Below are 26,691 nucleotides of genomic sequence, written 5' to 3' on the forward strand. Positions count from 1 at the left end.
ATATGGAATTAAAGGTAATAAGTTACACCTGTATCACACCAAGGTTAAATGGTTTTTCAATAGGTGAGTGGTCAGCAGCCTCTATACCCATAGATATCCACTTACGGGTGTCCATAGGGTCTATAATAGCATCTGTCCAAAGTCGTGCAGCAGCGTAGTATGGCGATACCTGCTCGTCATAACGCGCTTTTATTTTATCAAACAGTTCCTGTTCTTTCTTCTCGTCTACTTCTTCACCTTTCGCTTTAAGTGCCGATGCTTCAATTTGCATAAGTACTTTTGCTGCCTGTGCGCCACCCATTACAGCAAGTTCGGCACTTGGCCATGCAAACATAAAACGAGGGTCATAAGCCTTACCACACATAGCATAATTACCTGCTCCGTATGAGTTACCTATTACAACAGTGAATTTAGGTACAACCGAGTTACTTACGGCATTTACCATTTTGGCACCATCTTTAATAATACCGCCGTGTTCTGATTTTGAGCCTACCATAAAGCCTGTAACATCCTGTAGGAATACCAATGGTATTTTCTTTTGGTTACAGTTGGCTATAAAACGAGTAGCTTTATCCGCACTATCTGAATAGATAACACCGCCAAACTGCATTTCTCCTTTTTTAGACTTAACTACTTTACGCTGGTTAGCTACTATACCTACAGCCCAACCGTCTATACGGGCATAGCCTGTAATAATGGTTTGCCCATAACCGGCTTTATATTCTTCAAATTCACTGTTGTCTACCAGTCGTTTAATAATTTCCATCATATCGTACTGCTCATTACGGGCTTTTGGTAGTATACCGTAAATATCTTTCTCTTCAAGTGCAGGTTTTTCAGATTTTACACGGTTAAATCCTGCTTTTTCGTAGTCGCCTATTTTGTCTACAATATTCTTTATGGTATCTAAAGCATCTTTATCGTCTTTAGATTTATAGTCAGTAACCCCTGATATTTCGCAGTGTGTTGTTGCACCGCCCAGTGTTTCATTATCTATACTTTCGCCAATAGCAGCTTTTACCAGGTAACTACCAGCAAGGAATATACTTCCTGTTTTATCAACTATAAGGGCTTCATCACTCATAATGGGCAGGTAAGCACCACCTGCGACGCAACTACCCATTACGGCAGCTATTTGAGTAATGCCCATACTGCTCATAATCGCATTGTTACGGAATATACGCCCAAAGTGTTCTTTGTCAGGAAAAATTTCGTCCTGCATTGGCAGGTAAACACCGGCACTGTCTACTAAATAAATAATAGGCAGTTTGTTTTCCATAGCTATCTCCTGCGCGCGAAGGTTTTTCTTTCCTGTTATCGGAAACCAAGCACCTGCTTTTACAGTGGCATCGTTAGCTACTACTATGCATTGTTTCCCTTTTATGTAACCTATTTTTACAACTACACCACCCGATGGGCATCCGCCATGTTCTTCATACATGCCGTCTCCAACAAAAGCTCCTATTTCTATACTGTTACTGTCTTTGTCTAAAAGGTAATCTATACGCTCGCGGGCTGTCATTTTGCCTTGTGAGTGTAGTTTAGCAATACGTTTTTCGCCACCGCCAAGTTTTACCTTAGCCAGTTTACGCTTCATATCAGACAATAAAAGTTTGTTGTGATCTTCGTTTTTGTTGAAGTTTATATCCATTATAGTTGCGGGTTTTATTGATAATGCATTTTGAGATGCTAAAATACGAAATCGTTTGATATATTTTTGCTTTTATCTATATATGGTTGGTAAATGTGTAATTGAAAGATAATAAAAAAAGGGATGATTTTAAAATCATCCCTTTTGAGGTTTATATTATTGAGGTTTACTATCTGAATAAACCAAGAACGTCTTCTTTTATAGCAGGGTTTACTGTAGATGCTAAAAGTAAAGATATTATTAAACCAATCGCAGCATATAAAAAGTCTTTACCAATAAGCCTCATAGCTTTTTGTTTGTGTTTCTTACCTTTTTTAAGTCTCGCCAGGTTAACTGCAATTTCACGACCCCCTATAAGCCCAAGGAATACCCATGTTGTACTCATAGGCACAGTACTTATAAACAGTTTGTATATAAGTATTAATGCATAGGTGAAATCAATAAGCGTAGCAGCTCTAATATCCGATATACGAACTTTTTCACTTACTACTTTTTGTATTTTATCACCTCTCAGGTAGAATAATAATCCAAGACCAATAAATATTACGGCAGTAAATATAAAGAACTGTGTTCCGTCTAGTTTACGAGGTAAAAATACGGCTACATTTGCACCATCCTGCATTACCCAAACTGCCCAAAGTAATCCGCTCACAAACCATTGTGCTACCATCCATCCCGGATGAACTTTTCTGCTTTTAAATCTTTTACGGATAAAATCGTAACCAAAGTACCATACTAAAGCTGAAACTACAAAAGCAATTACATAGCCGGATAAACTCTTGGTTATCATTGATGTTATACCGCTTGATGTAGAACTGAATACACTCAGCATTAGGAAGGTAGTAGATACCGGCATTCTCAGTCTTGTTAGTATTAACAGCAATAGCGGAGCCATTAACATAAAGAAAGAGAAGTTTTCAGGGTGTGGGTATTTACTGTTTCCTTCAGAGTCTAAAAGACGTTGATAGGTTACATCGCCATCGTAGATTACCCAGCTTATGGTAACAGTTACAATAAATATTGTACCTACATAAATCCAGAGTAAATACCATTTTCGGTGCTTATTACTCTCTATAAAAGTACCTAAAGACTGTATACTGTCGTTAGAAACCGTAGCATAGGCAGCCATTAAGAAACCTATCCACATAGCAACTTGTGGCTGGCTGTAAAATACGGCACTTGCAATAAGTAAAAGGAAAATGATTATAAGGAATACTCTTTCGTTAGAAAAGCGTTCTATTACACTTAAAGGAGGAGTTTTTTTCCTCTGTTTAATCTTCATCTAAAAAAGTTTTAAAAACTTCTGCAAAAATAGTTGATAATTCTTGCTGTGAAAGAAATTGTTGTTTTAAGTAATTGTTAACTGAATAAATTTATTAATTAATGTAAGCTTTAATATAAAATAACATATAAGTCTTTGTAATATAAATAATTTGCTATTTATTCGATTTTTATTACTAAAAGCTTAATAAGCTTCTAAATGACTTTTGGTTTACGATAAGTTAACTATTTGTTAACATTGTAAGCGTATTTTTGCCCGATAAAAAAACAACCCATGTCTTTAAATAATATTTTTCAATTCCTTGTTCCAAAAGATAAGAAGTTCTTTCCATTGTTAGAGCAAGCAAGCCAGAATCTTGTACTACTTGCAGAGAAACTTCACGAAGCTGTAAATACTTCTTCGGAAGAACGAGAGGAGTTTCTGTTGGAAATTGAAAGGTTAGAAAATGTTATAGAAGGCATTGCTCACCAAACTAACTTAGAGTTGAGCAGAAACTTTATTACTCCTTTTGACAGGGAAGATATACACTCGTTAATATCGGCTATGGATAATGTTGCAGATTACATGTATGATGCTGCTAACAGAATGCGTTTGTATCAAATTGATAAAATTAATAAGTCCATACGAAAGATGACTGAAATAAATCTTGAAGCATGCCAACTTATTGAGGAAGCTATTGGAGACCTGAAAGGAATGAAAAACCTGAAAGGTATAGCAGATTGTTGTAAAAAAATAAACAAACTGGAAAGTAAGTCAGATAATGTGTTTGACAGAGCTGTAGCTGATATTTTTAATAACGAAAAGGATGTACTTAATGTTATTAAATATAAAGAGGTGCTTTCGGCTTTAGAAACTGCAACAGATAAATGTAAAGGAGTAGCTAATGTTTTAGAATCAATTACGGTAAAGCATTCGTAACCTTTTTCAACTACCTGATTTATGACTTTACTTGTAATTATAATTATTCTAGCCTTAGCGTTTGACTATATTAACGGATTTCACGATGCTGCAAACTCTATAGCTACCATAGTAGCCACAAAAGTACTTACACCTTTCCAGGCGGTACTTTGGGCAGCTTTCTTCAACTTTGTAGCATACTTTATTTCGCGTTATTGGATAGGAGAATTTAAAATTGGTAATACTATTGCAAAAACCGTTAGTGAAGACTTTATTACTCTCGAGGTAATATTGGCGGGTATAATAGCAGCTATTACATGGAATTTACTTACTTGGAAGCTTGGTATACCGTCTTCATCATCGCACACGCTTATAGGTGGATTTATGGGGGCTGCATTAGCTCACGCATTTACAGTAGAAGGAGCTGATATAAGTACTGTAATAAACTACAGTAAAGTTGTACCGATTATACTGTTTATTTTTATGGCGCCTTTAATAGGTATGTTTGTAGCCTATATAATTACAGTACTCATACTCAATTTGTGCCGTAAAGCCAACCCTTCTAAAGCGGATAAATGGTTTAAAAGGTTGCAGTTAGTATCATCAGCATTTTTCAGCTTAGGACATGGTGCTAATGATGCACAGAAAGTAATGGGTATTATAGGTGCTGCGGTAATATATTACCATACGCAGATAGACCCAATGGTAGAATATCAAAATGCTGCCGACCCATTTAAATACTTTGTAGACCACTGGGGTTGGGTACCTATTACCAGTTTCCTTATGATTGGTTTAGGGACTATGAGTGGCGGATGGAAAATTGTAAAAACAATGGGTTCTAAAATAACTAAAGTAACCTCATTGGAAGGTGTAGCTGCCGAAACAGCAGGTGCAATAACACTATATACAGCCGAACACTTTGGTATTCCCGTTTCAACTACGCATACCATTACGGGGTCTATTATAGGAGTAGGAATTACCAAAAGGGTATCTGCCGTACGGTGGGGGGTAACCATTAGTTTACTATGGGCATGGATTCTTACTATACCCGTTTCAGCAGTAATAGCAGCTATACTTTATTATATCATAAGTATATTTTAATGTTATACTAAAATGAAAGGCTTTAGTAAGCCGTATTGTTACATTTGCATCTAACTTCATTATATAAACATGCAAATAAAAATAGCACGTAACAAGTTTCTGTATACCTTTCTCTTTATAATCATAAGTAGCACTGCTTCGGCACAAATAAGCTCATTATACAATGCAAATCGTCCTCGTTCTATGGCGCAACGCTGGGAACTCGATTCTGTTTCAAAATCCGGTACATTTGTAATAACACCATATAAACCGGTATACATTATACCCGCGAGGTGGTCCAGTAACCCCAATGAAAAACCTGTGAGCGGGAATCCAAGCCCTGCTTATGATTATGAGGAGCAAGTAGACTATAATAATCTTGAAGCAAAATTCCAGATAAGTTTTAAAGTAAAAGTATTTGAATCTATGTTTTGGGGGCATGGCGACCTTTGGGTGGCTTATACACAACTTAATAACTGGCAGGTATATAACAAGTCATTATCCAGACCTTTTAGAGAATTAAACTATGAACCGGAAGCAATAGTGAATTTTGCTACTGATTATGATGTTCTCGGTTTTAAAGGCAGGATGCTGGGTATTTCTTTCAACCACAGGTCAAACGGACAAGAACAACCGTTATCCCGAAGCTGGAACAGAATTATTTTACAGGCAGGCTTTGAGAAAGATAATTGGCAGGTATATGTACGTCCGTGGTTGCGTATAAGAGGTGAAAAGAAAGAGGATGACAACCCTGATATTGAAGAATATATGGGCAGAGGGGAGCTTATAGTTATTTATAGCAAAAGCAAAGACACATTTGTTTTTACAGGTAGGCATAACTTAAACTTTAATAAATATACCCGTGGGCATGCAGAGGTTTCGTGGTCTCATGCTTTAAAAGGAAACTTAAACGCTTATATTCAGGCTGGGTATGGCTATGGCGAAACAATGGTAGATTATAATAATTTACAGGCAACCATAGGAGTAGGTATATCGTTAGTGAGTTGGTTATAAATGAATTGCGTTATGTTTAAAATTTGAATTATTTTTTTGATGCATATTTATAAATAAGTTGCTGAAATAATTAAATCTGCATTTTTTTGTGTTGGTTTGAATGATTTGTGCTATTGTTTGAATGAATTATGCTATTCTAAAACGTTATAGCTGGGTAAATTTGACTGAACAAACAAATTAAAGCAGATAATTATGAGCGATTTAGTTAAAAGACCCGAGTTTAAAGATAAATATGATAACTTCATTGGAGGTAAATTTGTACCTCCTGTAAAAGGTGAATATTTCGATAATGTATCGCCTATAGATGGTAAACCATTTGCCAAAGTAGCACGTTCTACTAAAGAAGATATAGATTTAGCACTTGATGCAGCCCATGAGGCATTTAAAACATGGGGGAAATCATCTCCTGCGTCCAGAAGCAGTGTTTTAAATAAAATAGCTGATGTAATGGAGGCTAACTTAGACTACCTTGCAGCAGTAGAGACCGTAGATAACGGTAAAGCAGTAAGAGAGACTCTTGCAGCCGATTTACCTTTATGTATAGACCACTTCCGTTATTTTGCAGGAGTTATCCGCGCAGATGAGGGAACAATATCAGAACATGACGAGAATACCGTAAGTATAGCATTGCATGAACCTATAGGTGTAGTAGGACAAATTATTCCTTGGAACTTCCCGTTACTTATGGCTACATGGAAAATAGCGCCTGCTATTGCAGCCGGTAACTGTACTGTGGTAAAAGCAGCCGAGCAAACTCCTGTATCTATCATGATACTGATGGATTTGATAAAAGATGTAGTTCCTGCGGGAGTTATTAATGTAGTAAACGGTTTTGGTATAGAAGCTGGTAAACCATTGGCAAACTCACCCAGAATTTCTAAAGTATCTTTTACAGGAGAAACTACCACAGGTCGTTTAATAATGCAATATGCAGCCGAAAATATTATACCTTCTACTATGGAGTTGGGTGGTAAATCGCCAAATATATTCTTTAAGTCGGTAGCTGATGCAGATGATGACTTTTTTGATAAAGCAGTTGAAGGTGCGGTAATGTTTGCACTTAACCAAGGAGAAGTATGTACTTGCCCGTCACGTATGCTGGTACACGAGGATATTTATGATAAATTCATGGAGCGTGTTATAGCCCGTACCGAAGCTATAAAAATTGGTAATCCGTTAGACTCAACTGTGGCAATGGGAGCGCAGGCAAGTAACGACCAGTATGAAAAAATACAGTCGTACCTGAAAATAGGAAAAGAAGAAGGAGCAGAAGTACTTACAGGAGGAGACGTAAATAAACTTGACGGCGAACTTGGCGGAGGCTATTATATTCAGCCTACTATCTTTAAAGGACATAACAAAATGAGAATATTTCAGGAAGAAATATTTGGTCCTGTAGTATGTGTTACCACATTTAAAACTGCTGAAGAGGCTATAGAAATAGCTAATGATACACTGTATGGTTTAGGAGCAGGTGTTTGGACACGCGATGCTCACGAGTTGTACCAAGTACCTCGTGCTATAGAGGCAGGACGTGTATGGGTAAATAATTACCATGCTTATCCTGCACATGCACCATTCGGAGGATATAAAAAATCAGGTTTCGGTAGAGAAAACCACAAAATGATGTTAGAGCATTACAGACAAACCAAAAACATGCTGATATCATACGATAAAAAGAAATTAGGCTTTTTCTAATATATTTTGTCTGGCAAGGCTGTCCCGAAAGGGGCAGCTTATTTTTTATTAATCTAAACCAATAAATTTATGATACCTAAAACGATGAAAGCAGCAGTGGTACGCGAATTTGGTGCACCATTACAAATAGAAGAAGTAGCAGTAAAAAGACCCGGAAAAAATCAAATACTGGTAAAAGTTATAGCCAGTGGTGTATGCCATACCGATTTGCATGCCGTAGATGGCGACTGGCCTGTTAAACCCAAAATGCCGCTTATACCCGGGCATGAAGGCGTGGGCTATGTTGTAGCAGTAGGACCTGATGTTACTAATGTAAAAGAAGGTGATGCCGTAGGTGTGCCATGGCTTTACAGTGCCTGCGGATGTTGCGACCATTGCATTACAGGCTGGGAAACCTTATGCGAAAGCCAGCAGAACGGAGGATATAGCGTAGATGGCGGTTTTGCCGAATATGTAATTGCCGATGCACGCTATGTAGGGTATTTACCTGCTAATGTTAACTTTTTAGAAATGGCACCTATACTTTGTGCAGGTGTAACTGTATATAAAGGGCTAAAAGAAACTGAAACCAAACCGGGCGAGTGGGTAGCTATATCAGGTATTGGTGGGTTAGGTCACGTGGCAGTGCAATATGCCAAAGCAATGGGTATGCATGTAGCGGCTATTGATGTAGCTGATGATAAACTGGATTTGGCTAAAAGACTGGGCGCAGATTTGGTAGTAAATGCCAAAGAACAAAACCCGGGAGAATACCTAAAAAAAGAAACAGGGGGGATGCACGGAGCTTTAGTAACGGCAGTTTCGCCAATTGCTTTTAAGCAGGGACTTGAAACATTACGGCGTAAAGGTACTATGGCGTTAAACGGTTTGCCACCGGGGAATTTTGACCTTTCAATATTCGATACAGTGTTAAATCGTATAACCATTAGAGGTTCGATTGTAGGAACTCGAAAAGATCTTCACGAAGCAATACAGTTTGCATCCGAAGGAAAAGTAAAAGCTAATGTTACCGCTGCTAAATTGGATGATATAAACGATGTGTTTGATAAAATGAAGAAAGGACAGATTGAAGGACGTATGGTACTTCAAGTAGCAGAACAGTAGATTAATGTTTGTATATAACAGCCGTAGGTTTCAAATTACAGAAACCTGCGGTTTATTTTTTAATGTTTAACTTTAAATAAAAATGCCATGTATAGGAGGATAGATGTAACGGAAAAAGCAACAGACCTGATAAATGAACTTAAAGAAAGGCATGGAGAACTCATGTTTCATCAAAGTGGCGGATGCTGTGATGGTTCGCAGCCTATGTGTTTCCCGAAAGGAGAGTTTAAAATAGGAGGCAGTGATGTATGCTTAGGAGAAATAGAGGGTTGTGAATTCTGGATGAGTAAAGACCAGTTTGAATATTGGAAACATACCCACTTAACGTTAAATGCTGTTCAGGGCAGAGGGGCAAGTTTTTCTTTAGAAATACCTACAGGGAAAAGATTTATTATAGAATCGCGTCTTTTTACAGAGGAAGAACAGGATAACTTAGAGCCTTTACGTTATAAAGAAGAATATTAGTTATTAATGCTCAGCATTTGGTATTGCTTTGGGGTAATACCTTCGTGCTTTTTAAATATTCTGATGAAATAATTACAATCATCAAATCCTGAAAGGAAACATACTTCATTAACTTGCATTCCCGGATTTTTCAATAGCTTTTTAGCCTGTTTTATTTTTTCATTCAAAATAAACTCTATCGGACTCATACCCAGTTCGCGCTTAAAATACCTGTAGAAAGAGGTAGTACTCATACAAGCCTTTTCACTAAGCTCTTTTAAGGTGATAGTATGCGTAATATTTTTCCTGATGTATTCGGCTATATAATGTATAGGACTATCAGTAGTAGTGTCTTGATCTATAGCAATTACAGTCTGCGTTTGTATAATACGCACAATAAGTTCCTGTAAAGCTAGGTCTGCCAAAGCATCCTTCGTTACCGATGTACTCATACACTCGCGGATGAGCTTATTTATAGTTGTGGCAAGTTCTGTGTTATTATAAAAAAAGTAATTGTCATTATTTAGTTTCCATACTGTGCCTTCCTCTTTAGGGTAACGCTCATTTAAAAAATGTAAGGTTTCCTTTATTTTATTATGGTCTATTGCCAAAGCAAGACATTGTGTAGGATTTTTAGATGATGCTTCGGGAAAATCTATTTTCATTTCCACATTTGAAGGTATTACTACAGTCTCTCCCGGCAGGTATTCAAAAGCAGGATCATCAAAAAGGTGCATTACCTTTTTACCACGGAGCATACTTGTTACTACTAGGTCATTAAATTTTAAGGGAACTTTTACCGACTCTTTATAGGTTTCAAATAAGTTTAACTCACAATTATCAAGTGAATATACAGTACGATTTTCAACCAGCGTTTTTAACGATTTTTCACCCGAAAGTGAAGGAGTATTTAAAAGTACTTTGTGGTTACTCATTTTACTTATTGATTTGGCATCAATTTAGCAAAAAATAACCATTTAATTAAATGTTTTGTAGTTAAAATTATATGATGGATGCATCTCCCTGATATTGGATAGGCAATGATACCACAAATGTAGTTCCTTTGTCTTTCCCGTCACTTAACGCCTGTATAGACCCTTTATGGAGTTCTACAAAAGATTTAGTTATAGAAAGCCCTAATCCATTTGAAGTTTCTTTACCAGTAGGCTTAGAACTTAGCTTGGCAAACTTTTTAAATAGTTTATCCATATCATCCTGATTTAACCCCTGACCTTCATCCCGTACTTCAATTTTTACAAAACCATTGTTTTCTCTTGCAGAGATTGAAATCGTAGTTTGATTATATGAATATTTAATAGCGTTACTAACCAGATTATGTAGTACATCAGATATTTTAGCTTTATCAGCATATATGGCAGGTAAATCTTCAGGGTAGTCTAACCTTATCTTCTGATTTTTTCTGTTTGCCAGTAATTCAAAATTACTGATGAGCTTTAAAAACAATTCGTGCAGGTTAACCCTTTCAATAGCCAGTACTAAGTCTTTATCTTCTTTTTCTGATTGTTTTAAAAGTTCATTAAGTTTTGACTGTATTCTTTGTACCGATGATTTAATCATAACAGCCATATCCTGTCTTTTCTCAGCCTTATGTATTAATATATCATTAGCTAAGTTAATAGATGCTAAAGGGTTTTTAATTTCATGTAACGTTATATTCATCAGGTTTATTTGCGACTGTATAATTTTACGGTAGCGTAACCTGTTTTCTAACTTATCTATTACTAGTTTACTAAGTGTTTTTAGCATAGAGAGTTGCTCAGATGTTGCCTCTCTTGGTCTATAATCTACTACACAAATGGTTCCCATATTAAATCCTTCGGGAGATTTTAATACGGCAGATGCATAAAAGCGAATACCATCTTCTGCTTTAACATAAGGATTGGTCATTAACTCCGGGTAATCATAGGTGTCGTTAAACACAGTTACATCATTATCCATCGCTATAGCAATACTGCATAGGCTGTCTTCTCGGCTTACCTCATTATAGGATGAATTACTAATATTTGATTTGAAAAAAACCTTTTTTTCATCAACAAAAGAGATAAAGGAACTTGTAGTACCAAAAATCTGAGAAGCCATCATAGCAATATTGTCGAAAGTATCTTCAGAGTGGGTATCCACTATTTCGTACTCTCGGAGCTTCTCTAAGCGCTGAGATTCTGTTTCAGCTATTAAGTTTAATGTGCCTAAAATCATATAGTGTTAATGGTGTACTGTAATTTCTAGTATGAGGAGTTATTTCCAATATTTAAAATTACAACATATTTTAATAAGAAAGCAGTTTTCATGCCAGGTTGTAACAAAATGGTATAATTTTATAAACTGTTCGCTATATTATTGATATTCAGATTTTTTATTTGTTTTTCAGATGTCTTATATACGAGTTATTATTGTCATGGTTTAATACTTATATAATCACTCGTTTAAAAATTAACTAATTTTAGTAAGACAAGCGAAAATATTTGTGATATTTTAAAGCGATTATGTAGGTTAATACCTGTTATATAATTACCCTAAAGCGTTTCGCTCAATATAGCAATTACTTTAGGGTAGTCCGTATTATAGATATTATATTTTTGAGAAAATTTACTCTTCTTCTTTTTGTCCCATCATCATTAAATAGGACTTTAGGAACTCATCAATATGCCCGTTAAGCACACCATCAACATCACTGGTTTCATATTGTGTACGTACATCTTTTACCAGTCTGTACGGTTGCATAACATAGTTACGAATTTGTGAACCCCATTCAATTTTCATTTTACCGGCCTCAATCTCGTCGCGCATTGCCTGACGTTTTTTCAGCTCAATTTCATAAAGCTGGGATTTAAGAAGCTGCATAGCCTTGGTTTTATTGTCAAGCTGTGAACGTGTTTCGGAGTTTTCAATAATAATTCCGGTAGGGTGGTGGCGTAATCGTACCGCTGTTTCTACCTTATTTACATTTTGTCCGCCCGCACCGCTCGAACGCATGGTTTCCCAGGTAATATCAGCAGGATTTACTTCTATTTCAATAGTATCGTCAGCCAGTGGGTATACATATACAGATGCAAATGAAGTATGCCTTTTAGCATTACTGTCAAAAGGAGAGATACGAACCAGCCTGTGTACACCGTTTTCACCTTTAAGGTAGCCAAAAGCATACTCACCTTCAAATTCCAAGGTTACGGTTTTTACACCGGCAACATCACCTTCCTGATAGTTAAGCTCTTTTATTTTATAGCCTTCTCTTTCGCCCCACATCATGTACATACGCATAAGCATACTTGCCCAGTCGCAACTTTCGGTACCGCCAGCACCTGCAGTAATTTGCAATACTGCGCTCAGGCTGTCACCTTCGTCAGAAAGCATATTTTTAAACTCAAGGTTTTCTATATGCGTTACAGCATTTTTATACTGGTTGTCAAGTTCTTCCTCTGTAGCATCACCTTCTTTGTAGAACTCATATAGCACTTCCAGCTCTTCGGCTAAAGCCTTAGCCTTTTCGTAATCTTCAACCCATTTTTTCTTAGAACGAAGTTCGCGTACTATTTTTTCGGCTTCTTTAGGCTTTTCCCAAAAGTCAGGAGCGAAGGTTTTTTCTTCCTCGTTAGTAATTTCAATTAACTTCCTATCGATGTCAAAGATACCTCCTCAGCGCACCAAGGCGCTCCATAATACCTTTTATTTGTTCGGTATTTGTCATAAATTCATTGTAGTTTTGTAGTTGCAAAAGTAAGTTATACTTTTCATAATATGGAAATAAATTTAATTAGCGATACAGTAACGAAACCCACCCACGAAATGTTGCAGCACATGTTTAGGGCAAAGGTGGGTGATGATGTTTATAAACAGGATCCTACAGTAAATGAACTGGAGGAAACCGTTGCCGATTTATTCGGTATGGAAGCCGCTTTGTTTTTTCCATCCGGTACTATGGCGAATCAGGCAGCTATAAAATTACATACCAATCCCGGCGAGCAATTAATATGTGACAAATGGGCACACGTTTTTAATTACGAGGGCGGAGGTGCTTCATTTAATAGTGGTGTGTCTTGTTGTCTTATTGATGGTGACAGGGGTATGATTACTGCTGAGCAAGTAGAAGCAGCTATTAATCCACCGGAATTTTACCACAGCCCGTTAACCAGTTTGGTATGTGTAGAAAACACAACCAATAAAGGTGGCGGAGCTTGTTATGATATAGAAACACTTAAACAAATTAAGCAGGTTTGCGATAAACATGGTTTAAAATATCATTTAGACGGTGCAAGACTATGGAATGCATTGGTAGCTAAAAAGCAACACCCTAAAGAGTTTGGTGCTTTCTTCGACACAATATCAGTATGCTTATCTAAAGGGTTAGGTGCGCCTGTAGGCTCAGTGCTTTTGGGTGATAAGAAAACGATGAACAGAGCGTTGCGCATCCGAAAAATATTAGGTGGCGGTATGCGTCAAGCGGGTTACCTTGCAGCAGCAGGTTTATATGCTTTGCGAAATAACGTAGGACGTTTGGAAAACGACCATAAACGCGCTAAAGAACTTGGCCAAATACTAAAACAAAAAAATTGGATTGCTACAGTAGAGCCTGTAGAAACTAATATTTTAATTTTTTCGGTAAAGCCTAATTATAGTGAACAGGCTGTAATTGAAAAACTAAAGCAAAAAAATATAGCTATTAGTGCTATGGGTAAAGGTAAACTGCGTATTGTTACTCATTTAGATTATAAAGAGGTAATGCACAACTATGTACTGGATACTTTAGAGAAGTTGTGTTTATAGTAATTAGTTGTTAGCCAATAGGCATTAGCTTAAAGTAAAAAAGTTATTGTGAGAAAGGAACTGACAGGGCAATCTTACTAATGGATTGCCGCACTTCGCTCGCAATGACTTTTATTATTTTGTTTCTTTAGTACTCTTGGCTTTTGCCTAATACCCTAATTACCTATTGCCTGAGAACTATAACTATATTACTTAAACATATCCATTCCCGGTATGTTTGGCATACCATCTTTAGCTACTGCGCCAAGTTCCGCCTCGTTAACATCTCCGGCTTTTTTAATAGCCTTGTTAAGCGTCATTACCAAATAGTCTTCCAGTTGCTCTTTATCTTCCAGTAAAGACTCGTCAACCTCAATATTTTTTACCTCTCTGTTAGCGGTAAGGGTTATTTTTAATAAACCGTCGTTACTTTGCTCATCTACCAAAACAGAATCAAGTCTTTTTTTGGTTTCCTCCATCTTTTGCTGGGTTTCTTTAATTTTACCCATCATTCCCATTATATCTCCAAACATTTTTATTGATTTTATAAATTATATACCGTGCAAAAATATTAAATTGCATGTTTATATACTAACCAATTAAAAGAATGAAAAAAAGCTTACTTATCGTTTGTGTTTGTTTTATTTTTGCCTGCAATCAGAAAAATGAAAAAACATCAATGACTGACACACCAACTCCCCCTAAAGCAGCTATAAAACCTACAGAACTTGAAAAGCACGGTGATGTGCGGGTTGATAACTACTACTGGCTGAATGAAAGGGAAAACCCCGAAGTAATAGCATACTTAGAAAAAGAAAACGAGTATTACGAAAAAATGACTGAACACACTAAAGAGTTCAGGAAAGACCTTTATGAAGAAATGAAGGGCAGAATTAAAGAGGATGATTCTTCGGTACCGTATTTTTATAATGGATACTATTACATTACCCGATATGAAAAAGGAAAGGATTACCCAATTTACTCTCGTAAAAAAGGTAGCCTTGATGCAAAAGAGGAAATAATGTTTGACTGTAATGAAATGGCAAAAGGTCATTCTTACTTTAAGTTAAACGGTATTAATGTTAGTGAAGACAACCAATGGGCAGCCTTTGGTGTAGATACTGTTTCGCGCAGGCAGTACACTATACAGGTTAAAAACCTTATGACAGGAGAAATAAAACCTGCAAAGATTGAAAATACTACAGGAGGTTCTACATGGGCTGGTGATAACAAAACATTATTCTATACCCGTAAAGACCCTGTAACGCTTCGTTCAGAAAAAATATACAAGCATAAACTGGGCGAAGATGTGGCTAAAGATGAGTTGGTATATCATGAGAAAGATGATACTTTTTCAACTTTTGTATATAAAGAAAAGTCTAAAAAATACCTTGTAATAGGTTCGCAAAGCACCTTAACTTCTGAATTCAGAATACTGGATGCCAGCAAGCCTGATGGTGAATTTAAAATATTCCAGCCAAGAGTACGCGGCTTAGAATACGGTATCTCTCATTATGATGATAAATTTTATGTACTTACCAATAAAGACGAGGCAACTAACTTTAAGTTAATGCAAACGCCTGAAAGTAATACAGGTAAAGATAACTGGGTTGAGGTAATACCGCACCGTAAAGATGTATTGCTTGAAGATATAGATATTTTTAAAGATTACTTAGTAATATCAGAACGTTCTAACGGATTGAATAAAATAAGAATACGTCCGTCAGAAGGGGAGGAGTACTACCTGCCTTTTGAAAGTGAAACGTATACGGCTTATACTTCATCAAATCCTGATTTTGATACTGATGTATTACGTTACAGTTATCAGTCAATGATTACGCCTTCTTCTGTTATCGATTTTAATATGAAGACGCGTGAGAAAACGGTAATGAAAGAGCAGGAAATACTGGGTGGTAAGTTTGATAAAAACAACTACGAAGAAGAAAGAGTTTGGGCTACTGCCGAAGATGGTACTAAAGTGCCTATTTCTATGGTGTACCGAAAAGGTATGGAAAAAGATGGCGAAAATCCGCTACTTTTATATGCGTATGGTTCTTACGGTGCATCTATGGATCCTTACTTCTCATCTGTACGACTTAGTTTGCTGGACAGAGGTTTTATATATGCCATTGCACATATACGCGGAGGAGAGGACTTAGGTCGTGACTGGTATGAAGATGGAAAGCTATTAAAAAAGAAAAATACTTTTACTGACTTTGTAGACTGTTCTAAGTTTGTAATAGCGGAAGGCTATACCTCACCAAAGCATTTATATGCCGAAGGAGGTTCAGCAGGTGGTTTATTAATGGGTGCAGTAGTAAATATGGCACCGGAACTTTATAACGGTGTTATTGCACAAGTACCTTTTGTAGATGTAGTAACTACTATGCTTGATGATAGTATACCCCTTACTACAGGAGAGTATGACGAGTGGGGTAACCCTAACGAAAAGGAGTATTATGACTATATGAAATCATATTCTCCATACGATAATGTAAAGGTTCAGGAGTATCCTAATATGCTTGTAACTACAGGTCTGCATGATTCTCAGGTTCAATATTGGGAGCCTGCAAAATGGGTCGCTAAATTAAGGGTTATGAAAACAGATAATAACCTGTTGTTTTTAGATACCAATATGGAAGCGGGGCATGGCGGAGCTTCAGGGCGATTTGAAGCTCTAAAAGAAGTTGCTAAAGAGTATGCTTTTTTACTAGATTTAGAAGGAATTAAAAAGTAATTAAATTTTTTTTGTTAGCTTTGCATGGTTTTGAGGTTAATAAAAACTATGTACATAGTTTACCTTGATTAACTTATTTTTTTTATGAAAGAAGAAATAAAAGCCCACGATAATATATTGGAATTAATTGGTAACACACCACTAATTAAAATCAATAAAATTACAGAAGGGTTTAAAGGGAATTTTTACGCAAAAGTAGAAGCCTTTAATCCGGGTCACTCCACCAAAGACCGAATTGCGTTATATATTATTGAAGAAGCCGAAAGAAGAGGTATACTTAAACCGGGAGACACTATAATAGAAACTACTTCGGGTAACACAGGTTTTAGTGTGGCTATGGTAAGTATTATTAAAGGCTATGAATGTGTTTTAGCAGTAAGTTCTAAATCATCTAAAGACAAAATTGATATGTTACGTGCTATGGGAGCAAAGGTTTATGTTTGCCCTGCACACGTTTCGGCAGATGACCCGCGTTCTTACTATAATGTAGCGAAAAGACTTCACGAAGAAACTAAAGGTTCTGTATATATTAATCAGTATTTTAATGATTTAAATATTGATGCACACTATAATACTACAGGTCCTGAAATATGGGAACAGACAAACGGAAAAATAACGCACCTTGTAGCGTGTAGCGGTACAGGAGGAACAATTTCCGGAACTGCACGATATTTGAAAGAACAAAACCCGAATATTAAAGTACTGGGTGTTGATGCTTATGGTTCTGTACTTAAAAAGTACCATGAAACCAGAGAGTTTGACAGCGATGAAATTTACCCGTACAGAATAGAAGGTTTAGGTAAAAACCTTATACCTACAGCTACTGATTTTGATATGATTGATAAATTCATGAAAGTATCAGATGAAGATAGTGCTCATGCAGCAAGATATATTGCTAAAACAGAAGGCTTATTTGTAGGGTACACCAGTGGTGCTGCATTCCAGGCTGTAAAGCAATATGCTGAAGCAGGCGAGTTTGATGAGAACAGTAATGTTATATTAATATTCCCTGACCACGGTTCGCGCTATATGAGTAAAGTATTTAGCGACGACTGGATGAATGAGCAAGGCTTTTTTGACAGCGTTAACCTTGAAGCAGAACAAAAGATAGAGTTTATAAAGTAATATAATTACTTATACATAATAAAAAAGCATCCTTATATAAGGATGCTTTTTTTTGAACTAAACTCAAACCTCTCTGCATCATCATAACAGAAGAAAAACTCCATTTCCTTTTCTTTTTAAATCTTGCTTGTTTGGGGTACCATTAAAAGCAAGTGTGCCGGCACCGTCTATTCGCCCTGTAATAGATTTTTGGCACAACACATTAATATTTCCGGAGCCTGATATAACTGCATCTGTAATATCAGTTTTTAGCTTTTGCGCCTCAATAGTTCCATTACCTATAAGTTTACAGGTAAATGTATCTGTATACCCTTTAACTTCTACATATCCGGGTCCCATTAAAGTAGTATGTATATTTTGGGCTTTACTCCACATTTTAATTGAGCCTGAACCATTTAAGATAATATTTATATTTTCGGTAATAATACCGTTAGAATATATTTTACCTGAACCATTTAGTGTGATATCGCTTAATTTATTAAAAGGTATTTTTATTTTGATTCTGTTGTTTTTGTGTGCTTTAAATTGCATTCCTTCAGGTAAACCTATATTTAAAGTACCATCAGCTACTTTTACCTCTAACATATCCAAAATATTATCAGCACCTTTTAATGTGATTGTATTATCACTCCTGTTATTTTCTTGAATCAGTTTAACATCAAAAGGACCGTTTATAATTACCTTATTAAATTCGGTTACAGTTTTAGCAACTTTAATTTTTTTGTTGGAGCCCTGTATAAACTGTTCCTGTGCTGCTACGGTTATGGCAATAAGAAGGCAGGTAATAATAAATATTACTTTTTTCATGATTAAACGTTTTTTGATTGATGATTAATTGGCAGCTACTTTATTAGTAGCCATTGATGATTAAATTGATGATTGATTTTCGGCTGTTTATAAGGTAGACGATATTTTTTAGCTGAAGGTTGTATTAATTAACCCTATTAAGTATAATATCTCCATATTCTGATGAAATGGTAAGTTTATTTTTACCTGATGATTTATGATAACCACTATAATAGTACTCATAATCGTCTATAGCTTGCCTTTGTATAGATAAATTTTCTTTTCCTTTAAGTTCTCCATATTCTAATGCAAAATTAAAATCAAAAGCATAATCTTTACTATAGCCAATTTTTACAGAAGAATATTCACTATCAATAACAACATTTTTAGTATTCTCCGAAAGCTTTTTAATATCAAGACTACCATATTCAATAACTATTGTAGCTCCCTGATTGATATTTTCTATGGCTAATGTCCCATATTCTACATCAAGAGTGGCAACATCTAAACTTTTTATTTTTAAATTACCATATTCAGAGGCAATAGTTAATCTTCCTATAGTTCCTATAGTTGTGCCACTGCCTTCTGCGGCTATTGTAGCACTTTCTGCTTTATCCAGTTTAATACTGGAGTATTCAACTTCTATAGTGGCACGTTTAGCATATTCAATATGATTATTGTCACAATACTCAAGGCTTATTACATTATTTTGGCTATTAAGTTCTTTAGCTTTAACACTGCCATAGCTACATGAAATTTGGGTAGTGCCATATATTTTATCCAGTATAATACCACCATACTCGTTTTCTAAAACCAGGTTCCCTTTTTTAGGTATTTTTACTGTATAGTTAACAGAAATTTCTGCATTACCGGAAAAGTTATCTATATCTGTTTCAACACTTACACTATTGTGTGATGCATTAAAATCTATATCAATGCCGTTTAGTCTTCTCTCTACTACAGATTCCCTGTTAGAGCTAACTGTAATTACAATATCTACAACTACTTTATTTTCATCCCAGGTAGTAAGGTAAATATGGCCGTATTGATTAGAAGCAATAAAGTTAACATTAGCCGATACATTAAAGGATTTGTTTATCTTTTTCTGCTTGGAATACTTAAATGGAGCGTTGTTTGCCATTAAAGCTAAAGGAGCTAGCAGCAATAATAGTATTATATTATGTTTTATTTTTTTCATGATAGTTTTGCTTTAATTTTTTGGTATTCTCAATTCTTATAAGTACTTCTTCTAAAAAGGATATCCTTGTTTGTAAATTAGTTATCATAGCGCGTATAATACGTTTGTTTTCGCCGTTTTTCTGGATTTCAATAATTAGCTTATCATAGTCTTTTTCCAGTTCAGCCATACGTAATACAGCATCATCTACAATTTTTTTGGTTTCAGGGGTAGACTCTTTTTCAATTTTAGCCATTTCCTGCTTTATAATACCGGAGAAATATAATTGTGTTTCCTGTACTTTAGGTGGTAAGTCTGCTATTTCATTCGTTGCTATATCATTTTCAATAGTGTCTTCAGGAGAATAGGTTAAAAATATACCTAAAAACAATACTATTGCTGCTGCTATGGGTGTAGCTACTGTTAGCCAAAGTCTTCTGAATGATTTGGGTTTACTTTGGTTACCAGTACCTTCCTGCTTTCCCAGTTTTGCCATAAAGCGTTCTCTATGCCCTATAGTTGGTTCTTCAGTATCCCAAGAGGAGTCTTTAAGGTTACTGAAAAACGTTTCTATTTTATCTTTTTCTTTACTCATTTTTACTTAGTTTTTTTAACAAAGCATTTTTAGCCCTGCTTACTGTTGTCCGGCAATTAGCCGAAGTTATATCCAGTATTTCACAAATTTCTTCATAATCATAACCTTCAATGTAGAGTAGGGTAAGTATTATGCGATAATTTTCTTTAAGGCTGTTAATAGCATTTTTTACCTGCTGAACCTGAATGTTTGAGACATCAATACCATTATTATTTTCGCTTTCATCTTCCGGTTCATGTTCCACTTTATATAGTGTAGGTTCCAGTTCGGTTAACGGCTCTTTACTTACTTTTTTATAACTGTCTAAACTGTGATTGATAACGATACGCTTAAGCCATGCCCCGAAAGTTACCTCTCCTTTAAACGAGTCTATTTTAGTAAATGCTTTTAAAAAAGCTTCCTGCATTATATCTTCAGCCCAATGCACATCTTTAACTATGCGCAGGGCAATATTATACATAGCCTTGTAGTATGACTCATATACTTCATACTGGGCATTTTGATTGCCTTTTTTGCATAAATCTATTAGCTCATTAATATTTGTGTCGGTGGCTATCAACTTTTGTTTTTCTGTTTATTATAAAGACATACTGTTTACAACAAATGTTACAGTTTGGATAAATAAAGTATATAAAAATAAAAAAGACGCCCGATTAAGGCGTCTTAAATACAGCTTTTCATATAAGCATATTATTCTTTCATGTTGTGATACACATTCATCACATCATCATCTTCTTCAATTTTTTCAAGCAATTTCTCCACATCAGCGACTTCTTCTTCATTAAGTTCTTTTGTTACTTGTGGTATTCTTTCAAATCCTGAAGAAAGGATTTCTAAACCTCTGTTGTCTTCAAGTTCTTTTTGTATTGCCCCAAAACTTTCAAATGGGGCATACATTACAATACCATCTTCATCTTCAAATATTTCTTCAACACCAAAGTCTATCATTTCCAGTTCAAGTTCTTCTACATCTTGTCCTTCGGCAGGTATGCGGAAGTTACATGTATGGTCGAACATAAACTCAACAGAACCTTGTGTGCCAAGTGTACCGTTACATTTATTAAAATAACTTCTGATGTTTGCTACAGTTCTGTTATTGTTATCAGTTGCGGTTTCAATAATTATAGCAATACCATGTGGAGCATAACCTTCAAATAAAACCTCTTTATAATTAGCAGTATCTTTATCCGATGCTTTTTTTATAGCCCTTTCAATATTATCCTTAGGCATGTTTGCAGCCTTAGCATTTTGTATTACAGCTCTTAGTTTTGCATTACTTTCAGGATTAGGACCACCTTCTTTAACTGCTATAACAATATCTTTTCCAATTCTGGTAAACGTTTTAGCCATGGCTGACCAACGTTTCATTTTTCTGGCTTTTCTAAACTCGAATGCTCTTCCCATATATTATTTTTTAGCAACACAAAAATAAACTTATTCATTGTTTTAGCAAAACTATGTAACACTGATTTTAAAGTGTTTTTTAGGGTATTTGCATATTGTATAGATCGGTTACTATATTATACCCCTCTTTTATATAAGGATCGTTTTTAATAAGCTTTATTTTATAGCTGTCCATACTTTTATAAAATGTATCGTTTAATTCTTCCATGTTGGTATTAGCTACCTGTTGTACATTAAGTTTCGTATCGGTTTCAAATAAAGTATTAACATCTTCCCATAAGCTATCGTTATTATGAACATCATTGAAAACAGCATCAAAATTAATAGCTACAGGTTTTTTATCTTCATGATAAACCTTTTCAATAGATTGATTGATTTTATCCATTGCCGTAAACAAACTATCGTTTGCAATACGGTGTTGACTGTTAGTAACAGCCTGTTTTAAATAGTTGTTAGATAGTGGGGTGTATTTTAGGTGTATATCTAAACTATCATTTTTAAAAGCATTTGGCATATCGCTCTCCCTTTGTTTCAGGTAATTATAAAATGTTGGGAGCTTAACGTCGGGCACTATACCTATATACTGATTACTTTTACCTGTAACCCTGTAAAATTTATCTATAGTGACTTTTATAAAATCATTATTTTCTCTGCCTTCGTGTAATGGTACTATAGCCTGCATACTGGCTTTGCCCAGTGTAGTACTACCCACAATTACTGCTCTGTTATAATCCTGCATAGTACCTGCAAAAAATTCGCTTGCCGAGGCTGAGAATTCATTTACCAAAACCACCATAGGCCCTTTATAGAGCATTCCTCGGTTATAATCTTTCACAATATTTTTATAGTCACTTTTACCGCTTATTACTGTAACAGGACCATAGTTAATAAACATGCCGGCAAGACTTATAACCTCATCTATAGAGCCACCACCATTATACTGTAAATCTACAATTAGGCCTTTAATGTTTTTCTCTTTAAGTTTTACTATCTCTTTAGCTACATCGCTGGCACAACCTTTTATACCATTTCGGTCTGCACCGGAATAAAAGCTCGGAATTTTAATATAGCCTATAGGGCTTTCATTATCGCCAATAATATAACTGTATACACTATGGTCATACGCCTGCATTATTTGCTTTTGTAATGCTACGGAATATACTGTACCATCTTTTTTGCGAAGTGTAAGGGTAACGTCTTTATAGCTATCAGAAAAAACGACATCGTTAATAGCCTCCATAGATGCACAGGTTACAGTGTACTCGGAATCATTAGCTGCTAATTTTAAAAGCTGGTCGCCCTTATCTATTTTAGATGTTTTATAGGCAGGTCCTCCTGGTACAATTTCTTCTACTACAACCTCTTCCTTTTCATTAAGACTTACATATATTCCTAATGAATAATTTTCATTTGAAACGGTAGACATGAAAGAAGCCTTTTCATTATAGTTGAAGTAGGTAGAGTGGGGGTCGAAGTAAGAACAAAAAGCAGAGAAAAATTGATTGTACATGCTGTTTTCAAACCCCTCCGAAGGTTCCAGTAAACCATTGATACGGCATAAAGCAGCTTCTTTTATTTTTTCCTGAGATGCTGGAGCAAGCTCCGTGAGTTTTACTTTAAGAGAGTCTTTATTTTTACTTTGTTTGGCTATATCTTCCAGTATATCGTGTATTATTTTTTTACGGATAAACTTTTTATTAGTCTCAACATCTTTATTAAAAGGAAATGCTTTTTTTGAGTACCGTATAGAATCATTTAAAGACAGGGGAAGGGCAGAGGCAGTTATTTCTTCAATACTGGTTTTACTACGGTTTAATGCTGTTTTATAGGTAGTAATAAAATCGTTAAGAAAAGCGCACTGATTGTTATTTATGTAATCGTCTATTTTATATTTATGTACTGAAAGTTTAGTGTAATCTTCTTCCACTAAAATAGTTCGGTATTTATCCAGTGCTGTAATAACCGTATTAAAAACATAAACCGATAGACTGTCGTCTACCGGTTTAGGCTGTACGTGCTCTGATTGCAGCACACTATTCATTCTGAAAAATATATCGCACGCTTTTTCATGGTTTTGGGCTGTTGCCTGTATGCATAATAATATGGCGAGTGCGATAAATTTCTTCATAAGCTATTCTTTTTTATAAAAAGGTAGTTTAACTACCTTGGCAGGAACGTTATTTTTCCTGATTTTAATATATATTTCACTTCCTTCTGATGAAAGCTCTGTAGGCACATATCCTAAACCTATACCTTTGTTTAATGAAGGCGACATAGTACCTGATGTTACTTTACCAATAACCTTACCGTCTTTATCGGCAATTTCATAACCTTGCCTTGGTATACCTCTTTCGGTAAGTTCAAAACCTATTAGTTTACGGCTTACACCTTCTTCTTTCTGCTTTTTAAGTGCTTCCGAATTAGTAAAGTCTTTTGTAAATTTAGTAATCCAGCCTAAACCGGCTTCAAGAGGAGAAGTAGTATCATCAATATCATTTCCGTATAGGCAGAATCCCATTTCCAGTCTCAGGGTATCACGTGCTGCAAGACCTATTGGCTTAATACCATAAGGTTCTCCTGCTGCAAATACTTTATCCCATATTTGTACAATTTCGTCATTTTTAGCGTAAATTTCAAATCCGCCACTACCTGTATATCCTGTAGCTGAAATAATTACATGGTCTATACCTGCAAAATCCGCCACTTCAAAATGGTAATATTTAATAGCAGACAGGTCTACAGATGTTAACGACTGCATTGCTTCTACTGCTTTAGGCCCTTGTATAGCCAATAACGAATAAGCATCAGAAATATTACGCATATCAACACCCATGTTGTTTCTAGATGATATCCAGTCCCAGTCTTTCTCAATATTAGAGGCGTTTACCACTAAAAGATATTCTTCCTCTTTAATTCTGTATATAATTAAATCATCAACAATTCCGCCATTTTCGTTTGGCATGCAAGAATATTGCGCTCTGCCCACAGTAAGTTTAGAAGCATCGTTACTGCAAACTTTCTGTATAAGGTCTAAAGCTTTTGGTCCTGAAAGTAAAAATTCGCCCATGTGCGACACATCAAAAACACCTACACCATTTCTAACAGTTTCGTGTTCTACATTTACTCCTTCATATTGTACAGGCATATTATAATCGGCAAAAGGAACCATTTTAGCTTCAAGTGCCTCGTGTATGTGCGTAAGCGCAGTATTTTTCATTGAATTTATGTTTGTAATATTATTTTAGGCTGCTAAATTATTGAAAATTTAGCAAAAGAGCGCTCTAATCCTTAATTATTAAAGATTAAAACAACCATATATCAATTGAAAATCAGGTTGTCCGGTGGTATTAAATTTACGGTTAAAGTAATATTTAATAAAATGCACTTACATTTTTTATTCATAAATTTACTATCTGCAATTTAACCACCCATGAAAATTTTTAATGCTTCCCAAGTTAAAGAAGCTGACACTATCAGCATTCAAAAACAGAATATTACTTCAACGGAACTAATGGAACGCGCTGCGACTAAAGCCTTCCAATGGATTCAGAATAAATTTACTAATACAGAAACCACTTTCCATGTTTTTTGCGGACAGGGCAATAATGGTGGCGATGGCTTGGTAATAGCTCGATTACTTAAAAAAGAAGGCTATAATGTATCAGCCACTATAGTAGAGGGAGCGGGTAAACCTACCGATGATTTTACTATTAATTTAGACAGGTTAAAGAGTGTTGGATTAGAACCAACCCTTAATTATGCTGAAGCTGAAAAAAAGCAGGTAATAATAGATACTATATTCGGTATAGGTTTAACGAGATCGCTTAATGATGAGGTTAAAAAGGTTATTACCTATATTAATAATACAAAAGCTGTAAAAATAGCGATAGATGTTCCGTCAGGTTTGTTTTTAGACCGAAAAACTGAAATAGCAGTACAGTCAGACTATGTACTAACATTTCAAGTACCTAAACTGGCACTTTACCTGCCGGGCAATTATCCATACGTAAAAGCAATAGAAGTATTAGATATTGGTCTTGATGAAGCGTGTATAGCAGAAACTGAAACCAATTATTATTTAACAGATAATCAGGTAGCATCACAAATATATAAGCCTCTTTCTCCTTCTGCACATAAAGGTACGCAAGGGCATGCTATGATAATAGGGGGGAGCTATGGTAAAATGGGTGCAGCATGCCTTTCGGCAAAAGCAGCATTAAAAGCAGGATGTGGTTTGGTAACAGCATACATTCCTAAGTGTGGTTATACCATTATGCAAACCTATTTACCGGAAGCGATGGTACTAACCGATAGTGATGAACATATACAGGAAATAGCTTTTGATTTAGAACCATCATCAATAGGTATTGGTATGGGATTAGGAGTAGAAAAGGAAACTCAAAGATCTATTTATGACTTCTTCTTAATGAAACCTACTAAAACAGTTATAGATGCCGATGCTATTAATATACTGTCAAAAAATAAAAAGTGGCTGGAATTATTACCCCAACAGTCTATACTTACACCACATCCTAAAGAGTTACAACGATTAATAGGGGAATGGGACGATGATTTTGATATGCTGGAAAAACTAAAAACATTTTCTAAACAAAATAAAGTAGTTATAGTAGCTAAAAATGCCCGTACTATTGTTGTAGATGGTGATACTGTATACGTAAATTCCAGTGGTAATGCTGCTTTGGCAACAGGTGGCAGTGGCGATGTTTTAACTGGAATACTAACAGGGCTTTTAGCTCAGGGGTATAATAATACTGAAGCAGCTGTTTTAGGCGTGTATCTGCATGGGCTTACTGCTGATATTGCAATAAAGGAAATTAGTGCACATACTTTTACTGCTTCATCTATTATAGACTATCTCTCACAGGCTTATAAACAGATAGATAAAGTGTAATAGAATGAAAACTTATCAAAAATC

Annotated in this window: 23 protein-coding genes; 10 read left to right on the plus strand and 13 right to left on the minus strand. The window is 35.6% G+C overall.

The features are described from left to right. Positions 1–22: 22 nt before the first annotated feature. Entirely contained in the window at positions 23–1,651 is a 1,629-nt protein-coding gene (locus IEW45_RS10735; protein ID WP_188621252.1) for an acyl-CoA carboxylase subunit beta, read from the minus strand. Between the two features lie 169 nt (positions 1,652–1,820). After that, entirely contained in the window at positions 1,821–2,933 is a 1,113-nt protein-coding gene (locus IEW45_RS10740) for a hypothetical protein (RefSeq protein ID WP_188621253.1), read from the minus strand. Between the two features lie 273 nt (positions 2,934–3,206). On the opposite strand from IEW45_RS10740, the gene IEW45_RS10745 reads away from it, so the two are divergent. The 6 genes from IEW45_RS10745 (at position 3,207) to IEW45_RS10770 (ending at position 9,191) form a co-directional block, all read left to right on the plus strand. Further along, positions 3,207–3,851, plus strand: a complete 645-nt coding sequence (locus IEW45_RS10745; protein ID WP_188621254.1) for a DUF47 domain-containing protein — start codon at positions 3,207–3,209, stop codon at positions 3,849–3,851. Between the two features lie 21 nt (positions 3,852–3,872). Continuing rightward, on the plus strand, positions 3,873–4,931 hold the full coding sequence (locus IEW45_RS10750; RefSeq protein ID WP_188621255.1) for an inorganic phosphate transporter: 1,059 nt from the start codon (positions 3,873–3,875) through the stop codon (positions 4,929–4,931). A gap of 69 nt (positions 4,932–5,000) precedes the next feature. Then, entirely contained in the window at positions 5,001–5,924 is a 924-nt protein-coding gene (locus IEW45_RS10755; RefSeq protein ID WP_188621256.1) for a phospholipase A, read from the plus strand. A 192-nt stretch (positions 5,925–6,116) separates the two neighbouring features. Next, positions 6,117–7,622 (plus strand): aldehyde dehydrogenase family protein, encoded by a 1,506-nt coding sequence (locus IEW45_RS10760; RefSeq protein WP_188621257.1) that lies wholly within the window; start codon positions 6,117–6,119, stop codon positions 7,620–7,622. 69 nt (positions 7,623–7,691) lie between these two features. Then, positions 7,692–8,726: an alcohol dehydrogenase AdhP gene (adhP, locus tag IEW45_RS10765; RefSeq protein ID WP_188621258.1), complete on the plus strand. Its 1,035-nt coding sequence runs from the start codon at positions 7,692–7,694 to the stop codon at positions 8,724–8,726. 87 nt (positions 8,727–8,813) lie between these two features. After that, positions 8,814–9,191 (plus strand): DUF779 domain-containing protein, encoded by a 378-nt coding sequence (locus IEW45_RS10770; RefSeq protein ID WP_188621259.1) that lies wholly within the window; start codon positions 8,814–8,816, stop codon positions 9,189–9,191. Here the strand turns inward: IEW45_RS10770 and IEW45_RS10775 are convergent. From IEW45_RS10775 to prfB, 3 genes are all read right to left on the minus strand, one after another. Beyond that, positions 9,188–10,105 carry an AraC family transcriptional regulator gene (locus tag IEW45_RS10775; protein WP_188621260.1) on the minus strand — a complete coding sequence of 306 codons (918 nt, stop codon included), beginning with the start codon at positions 10,103–10,105 and terminating at the stop codon, positions 9,188–9,190. The genes IEW45_RS10770 and IEW45_RS10775 overlap by 4 nt on opposite strands. A gap of 67 nt (positions 10,106–10,172) precedes the next feature. Beyond that, positions 10,173–11,387, minus strand: coding sequence for a GAF domain-containing sensor histidine kinase (locus IEW45_RS10780; RefSeq protein WP_188621261.1), 1,215 nt, complete (start codon positions 11,385–11,387; stop codon positions 10,173–10,175). A gap of 390 nt (positions 11,388–11,777) precedes the next feature. Beyond that, a protein-coding gene (prfB, locus tag IEW45_RS10785) for a peptide chain release factor 2 (protein ID WP_188621262.1) occupies positions 11,778–12,876 on the minus strand; the annotation gives its coding sequence in 2 pieces (ribosomal slippage) (positions 11,778–12,812 and positions 12,814–12,876; 1,098 coding nt in all). Positions 12,877–12,926: 50 nt separating this feature from the next. Here prfB and IEW45_RS10790 point away from each other — a divergent pair. Then, on the plus strand, positions 12,927–13,952 hold the full coding sequence (locus IEW45_RS10790) for a threonine aldolase family protein (RefSeq protein ID WP_188621263.1): 1,026 nt from the start codon (positions 12,927–12,929) through the stop codon (positions 13,950–13,952). A 188-nt stretch (positions 13,953–14,140) separates the two neighbouring features. On the opposite strand, the gene IEW45_RS10795 is transcribed toward IEW45_RS10790, so the two are convergent. Further along, complete coding sequence (locus tag IEW45_RS10795; RefSeq protein WP_188621264.1) at positions 14,141–14,464, minus strand: YbaB/EbfC family nucleoid-associated protein; 324 nt, start codon at positions 14,462–14,464, stop codon at positions 14,141–14,143. A gap of 74 nt (positions 14,465–14,538) precedes the next feature. Here IEW45_RS10795 and IEW45_RS10800 point away from each other — a divergent pair, with 74 nt between their 5' ends. Further along, entirely contained in the window at positions 14,539–16,668 is a 2,130-nt protein-coding gene (locus IEW45_RS10800) for a S9 family peptidase (RefSeq protein ID WP_188621265.1), read from the plus strand. A gap of 84 nt (positions 16,669–16,752) precedes the next feature. Next, the gene (gene capA, locus IEW45_RS10805; protein ID WP_188621266.1) at positions 16,753–17,793 is read left to right on the plus strand and encodes a cysteate synthase; all 1,041 of its coding nucleotides are present in this window, start codon (positions 16,753–16,755) and stop codon (positions 17,791–17,793) included. 81 nt (positions 17,794–17,874) lie between these two features. On the opposite strand, the gene IEW45_RS10810 is transcribed toward capA, so the two are convergent. From IEW45_RS10810 to gcvT, 7 genes are all read right to left on the minus strand, one after another. Further along, positions 17,875–18,600 (minus strand): head GIN domain-containing protein, encoded by a 726-nt coding sequence (locus IEW45_RS10810; RefSeq protein ID WP_188621267.1) that lies wholly within the window; start codon positions 18,598–18,600, stop codon positions 17,875–17,877. A gap of 124 nt (positions 18,601–18,724) precedes the next feature. Further along, positions 18,725–19,777, minus strand: coding sequence for a hypothetical protein (locus IEW45_RS10815; RefSeq protein WP_188621268.1), 1,053 nt, complete (start codon positions 19,775–19,777; stop codon positions 18,725–18,727). After that, positions 19,758–20,351: a hypothetical protein gene (locus IEW45_RS10820; protein WP_188621269.1), complete on the minus strand. Its 594-nt coding sequence runs from the start codon at positions 20,349–20,351 to the stop codon at positions 19,758–19,760. The genes IEW45_RS10815 and IEW45_RS10820 overlap by 20 nt, the downstream gene beginning before the upstream one ends. Then, positions 20,344–20,910, minus strand: coding sequence for an RNA polymerase sigma factor (locus tag IEW45_RS10825; protein ID WP_188621270.1), 567 nt, complete (start codon positions 20,908–20,910; stop codon positions 20,344–20,346). Before IEW45_RS10825 ends, IEW45_RS10820 begins: the two co-directional genes overlap by 8 nt. 131 nt (positions 20,911–21,041) lie before the next feature. Further along, positions 21,042–21,755: a YebC/PmpR family DNA-binding transcriptional regulator gene (locus tag IEW45_RS10830; RefSeq protein ID WP_188621271.1), complete on the minus strand. Its 714-nt coding sequence runs from the start codon at positions 21,753–21,755 to the stop codon at positions 21,042–21,044. 79 nt (positions 21,756–21,834) lie between these two features. Continuing rightward, positions 21,835–23,883 (minus strand): S41 family peptidase, encoded by a 2,049-nt coding sequence (locus tag IEW45_RS10835; protein ID WP_188621272.1) that lies wholly within the window; start codon positions 23,881–23,883, stop codon positions 21,835–21,837. 3 nt (positions 23,884–23,886) lie between these two features. After that, a complete protein-coding gene (gcvT, locus tag IEW45_RS10840; RefSeq protein ID WP_188621273.1) occupies positions 23,887–24,972 on the minus strand; it encodes a glycine cleavage system aminomethyltransferase GcvT in 1,086 nt (361 codons plus the stop codon). A 213-nt stretch (positions 24,973–25,185) separates the two neighbouring features. On the opposite strand from gcvT, the gene IEW45_RS10845 reads away from it, so the two are divergent. Continuing rightward, positions 25,186–26,667 carry an NAD(P)H-hydrate dehydratase gene (locus IEW45_RS10845; protein ID WP_188621274.1) on the plus strand — a complete coding sequence of 494 codons (1,482 nt, stop codon included), beginning with the start codon at positions 25,186–25,188 and terminating at the stop codon, positions 26,665–26,667. The last annotated feature ends 24 nt before the right edge of the window (positions 26,668–26,691 follow it).

The sequence above is a fragment of the Flavobacterium suaedae genome (genome assembly GCF_014642915.1).
In the GTDB taxonomy this organism is placed as follows: domain Bacteria; phylum Bacteroidota; class Bacteroidia; order Flavobacteriales; family Flavobacteriaceae; genus Flavobacterium; species Flavobacterium suaedae.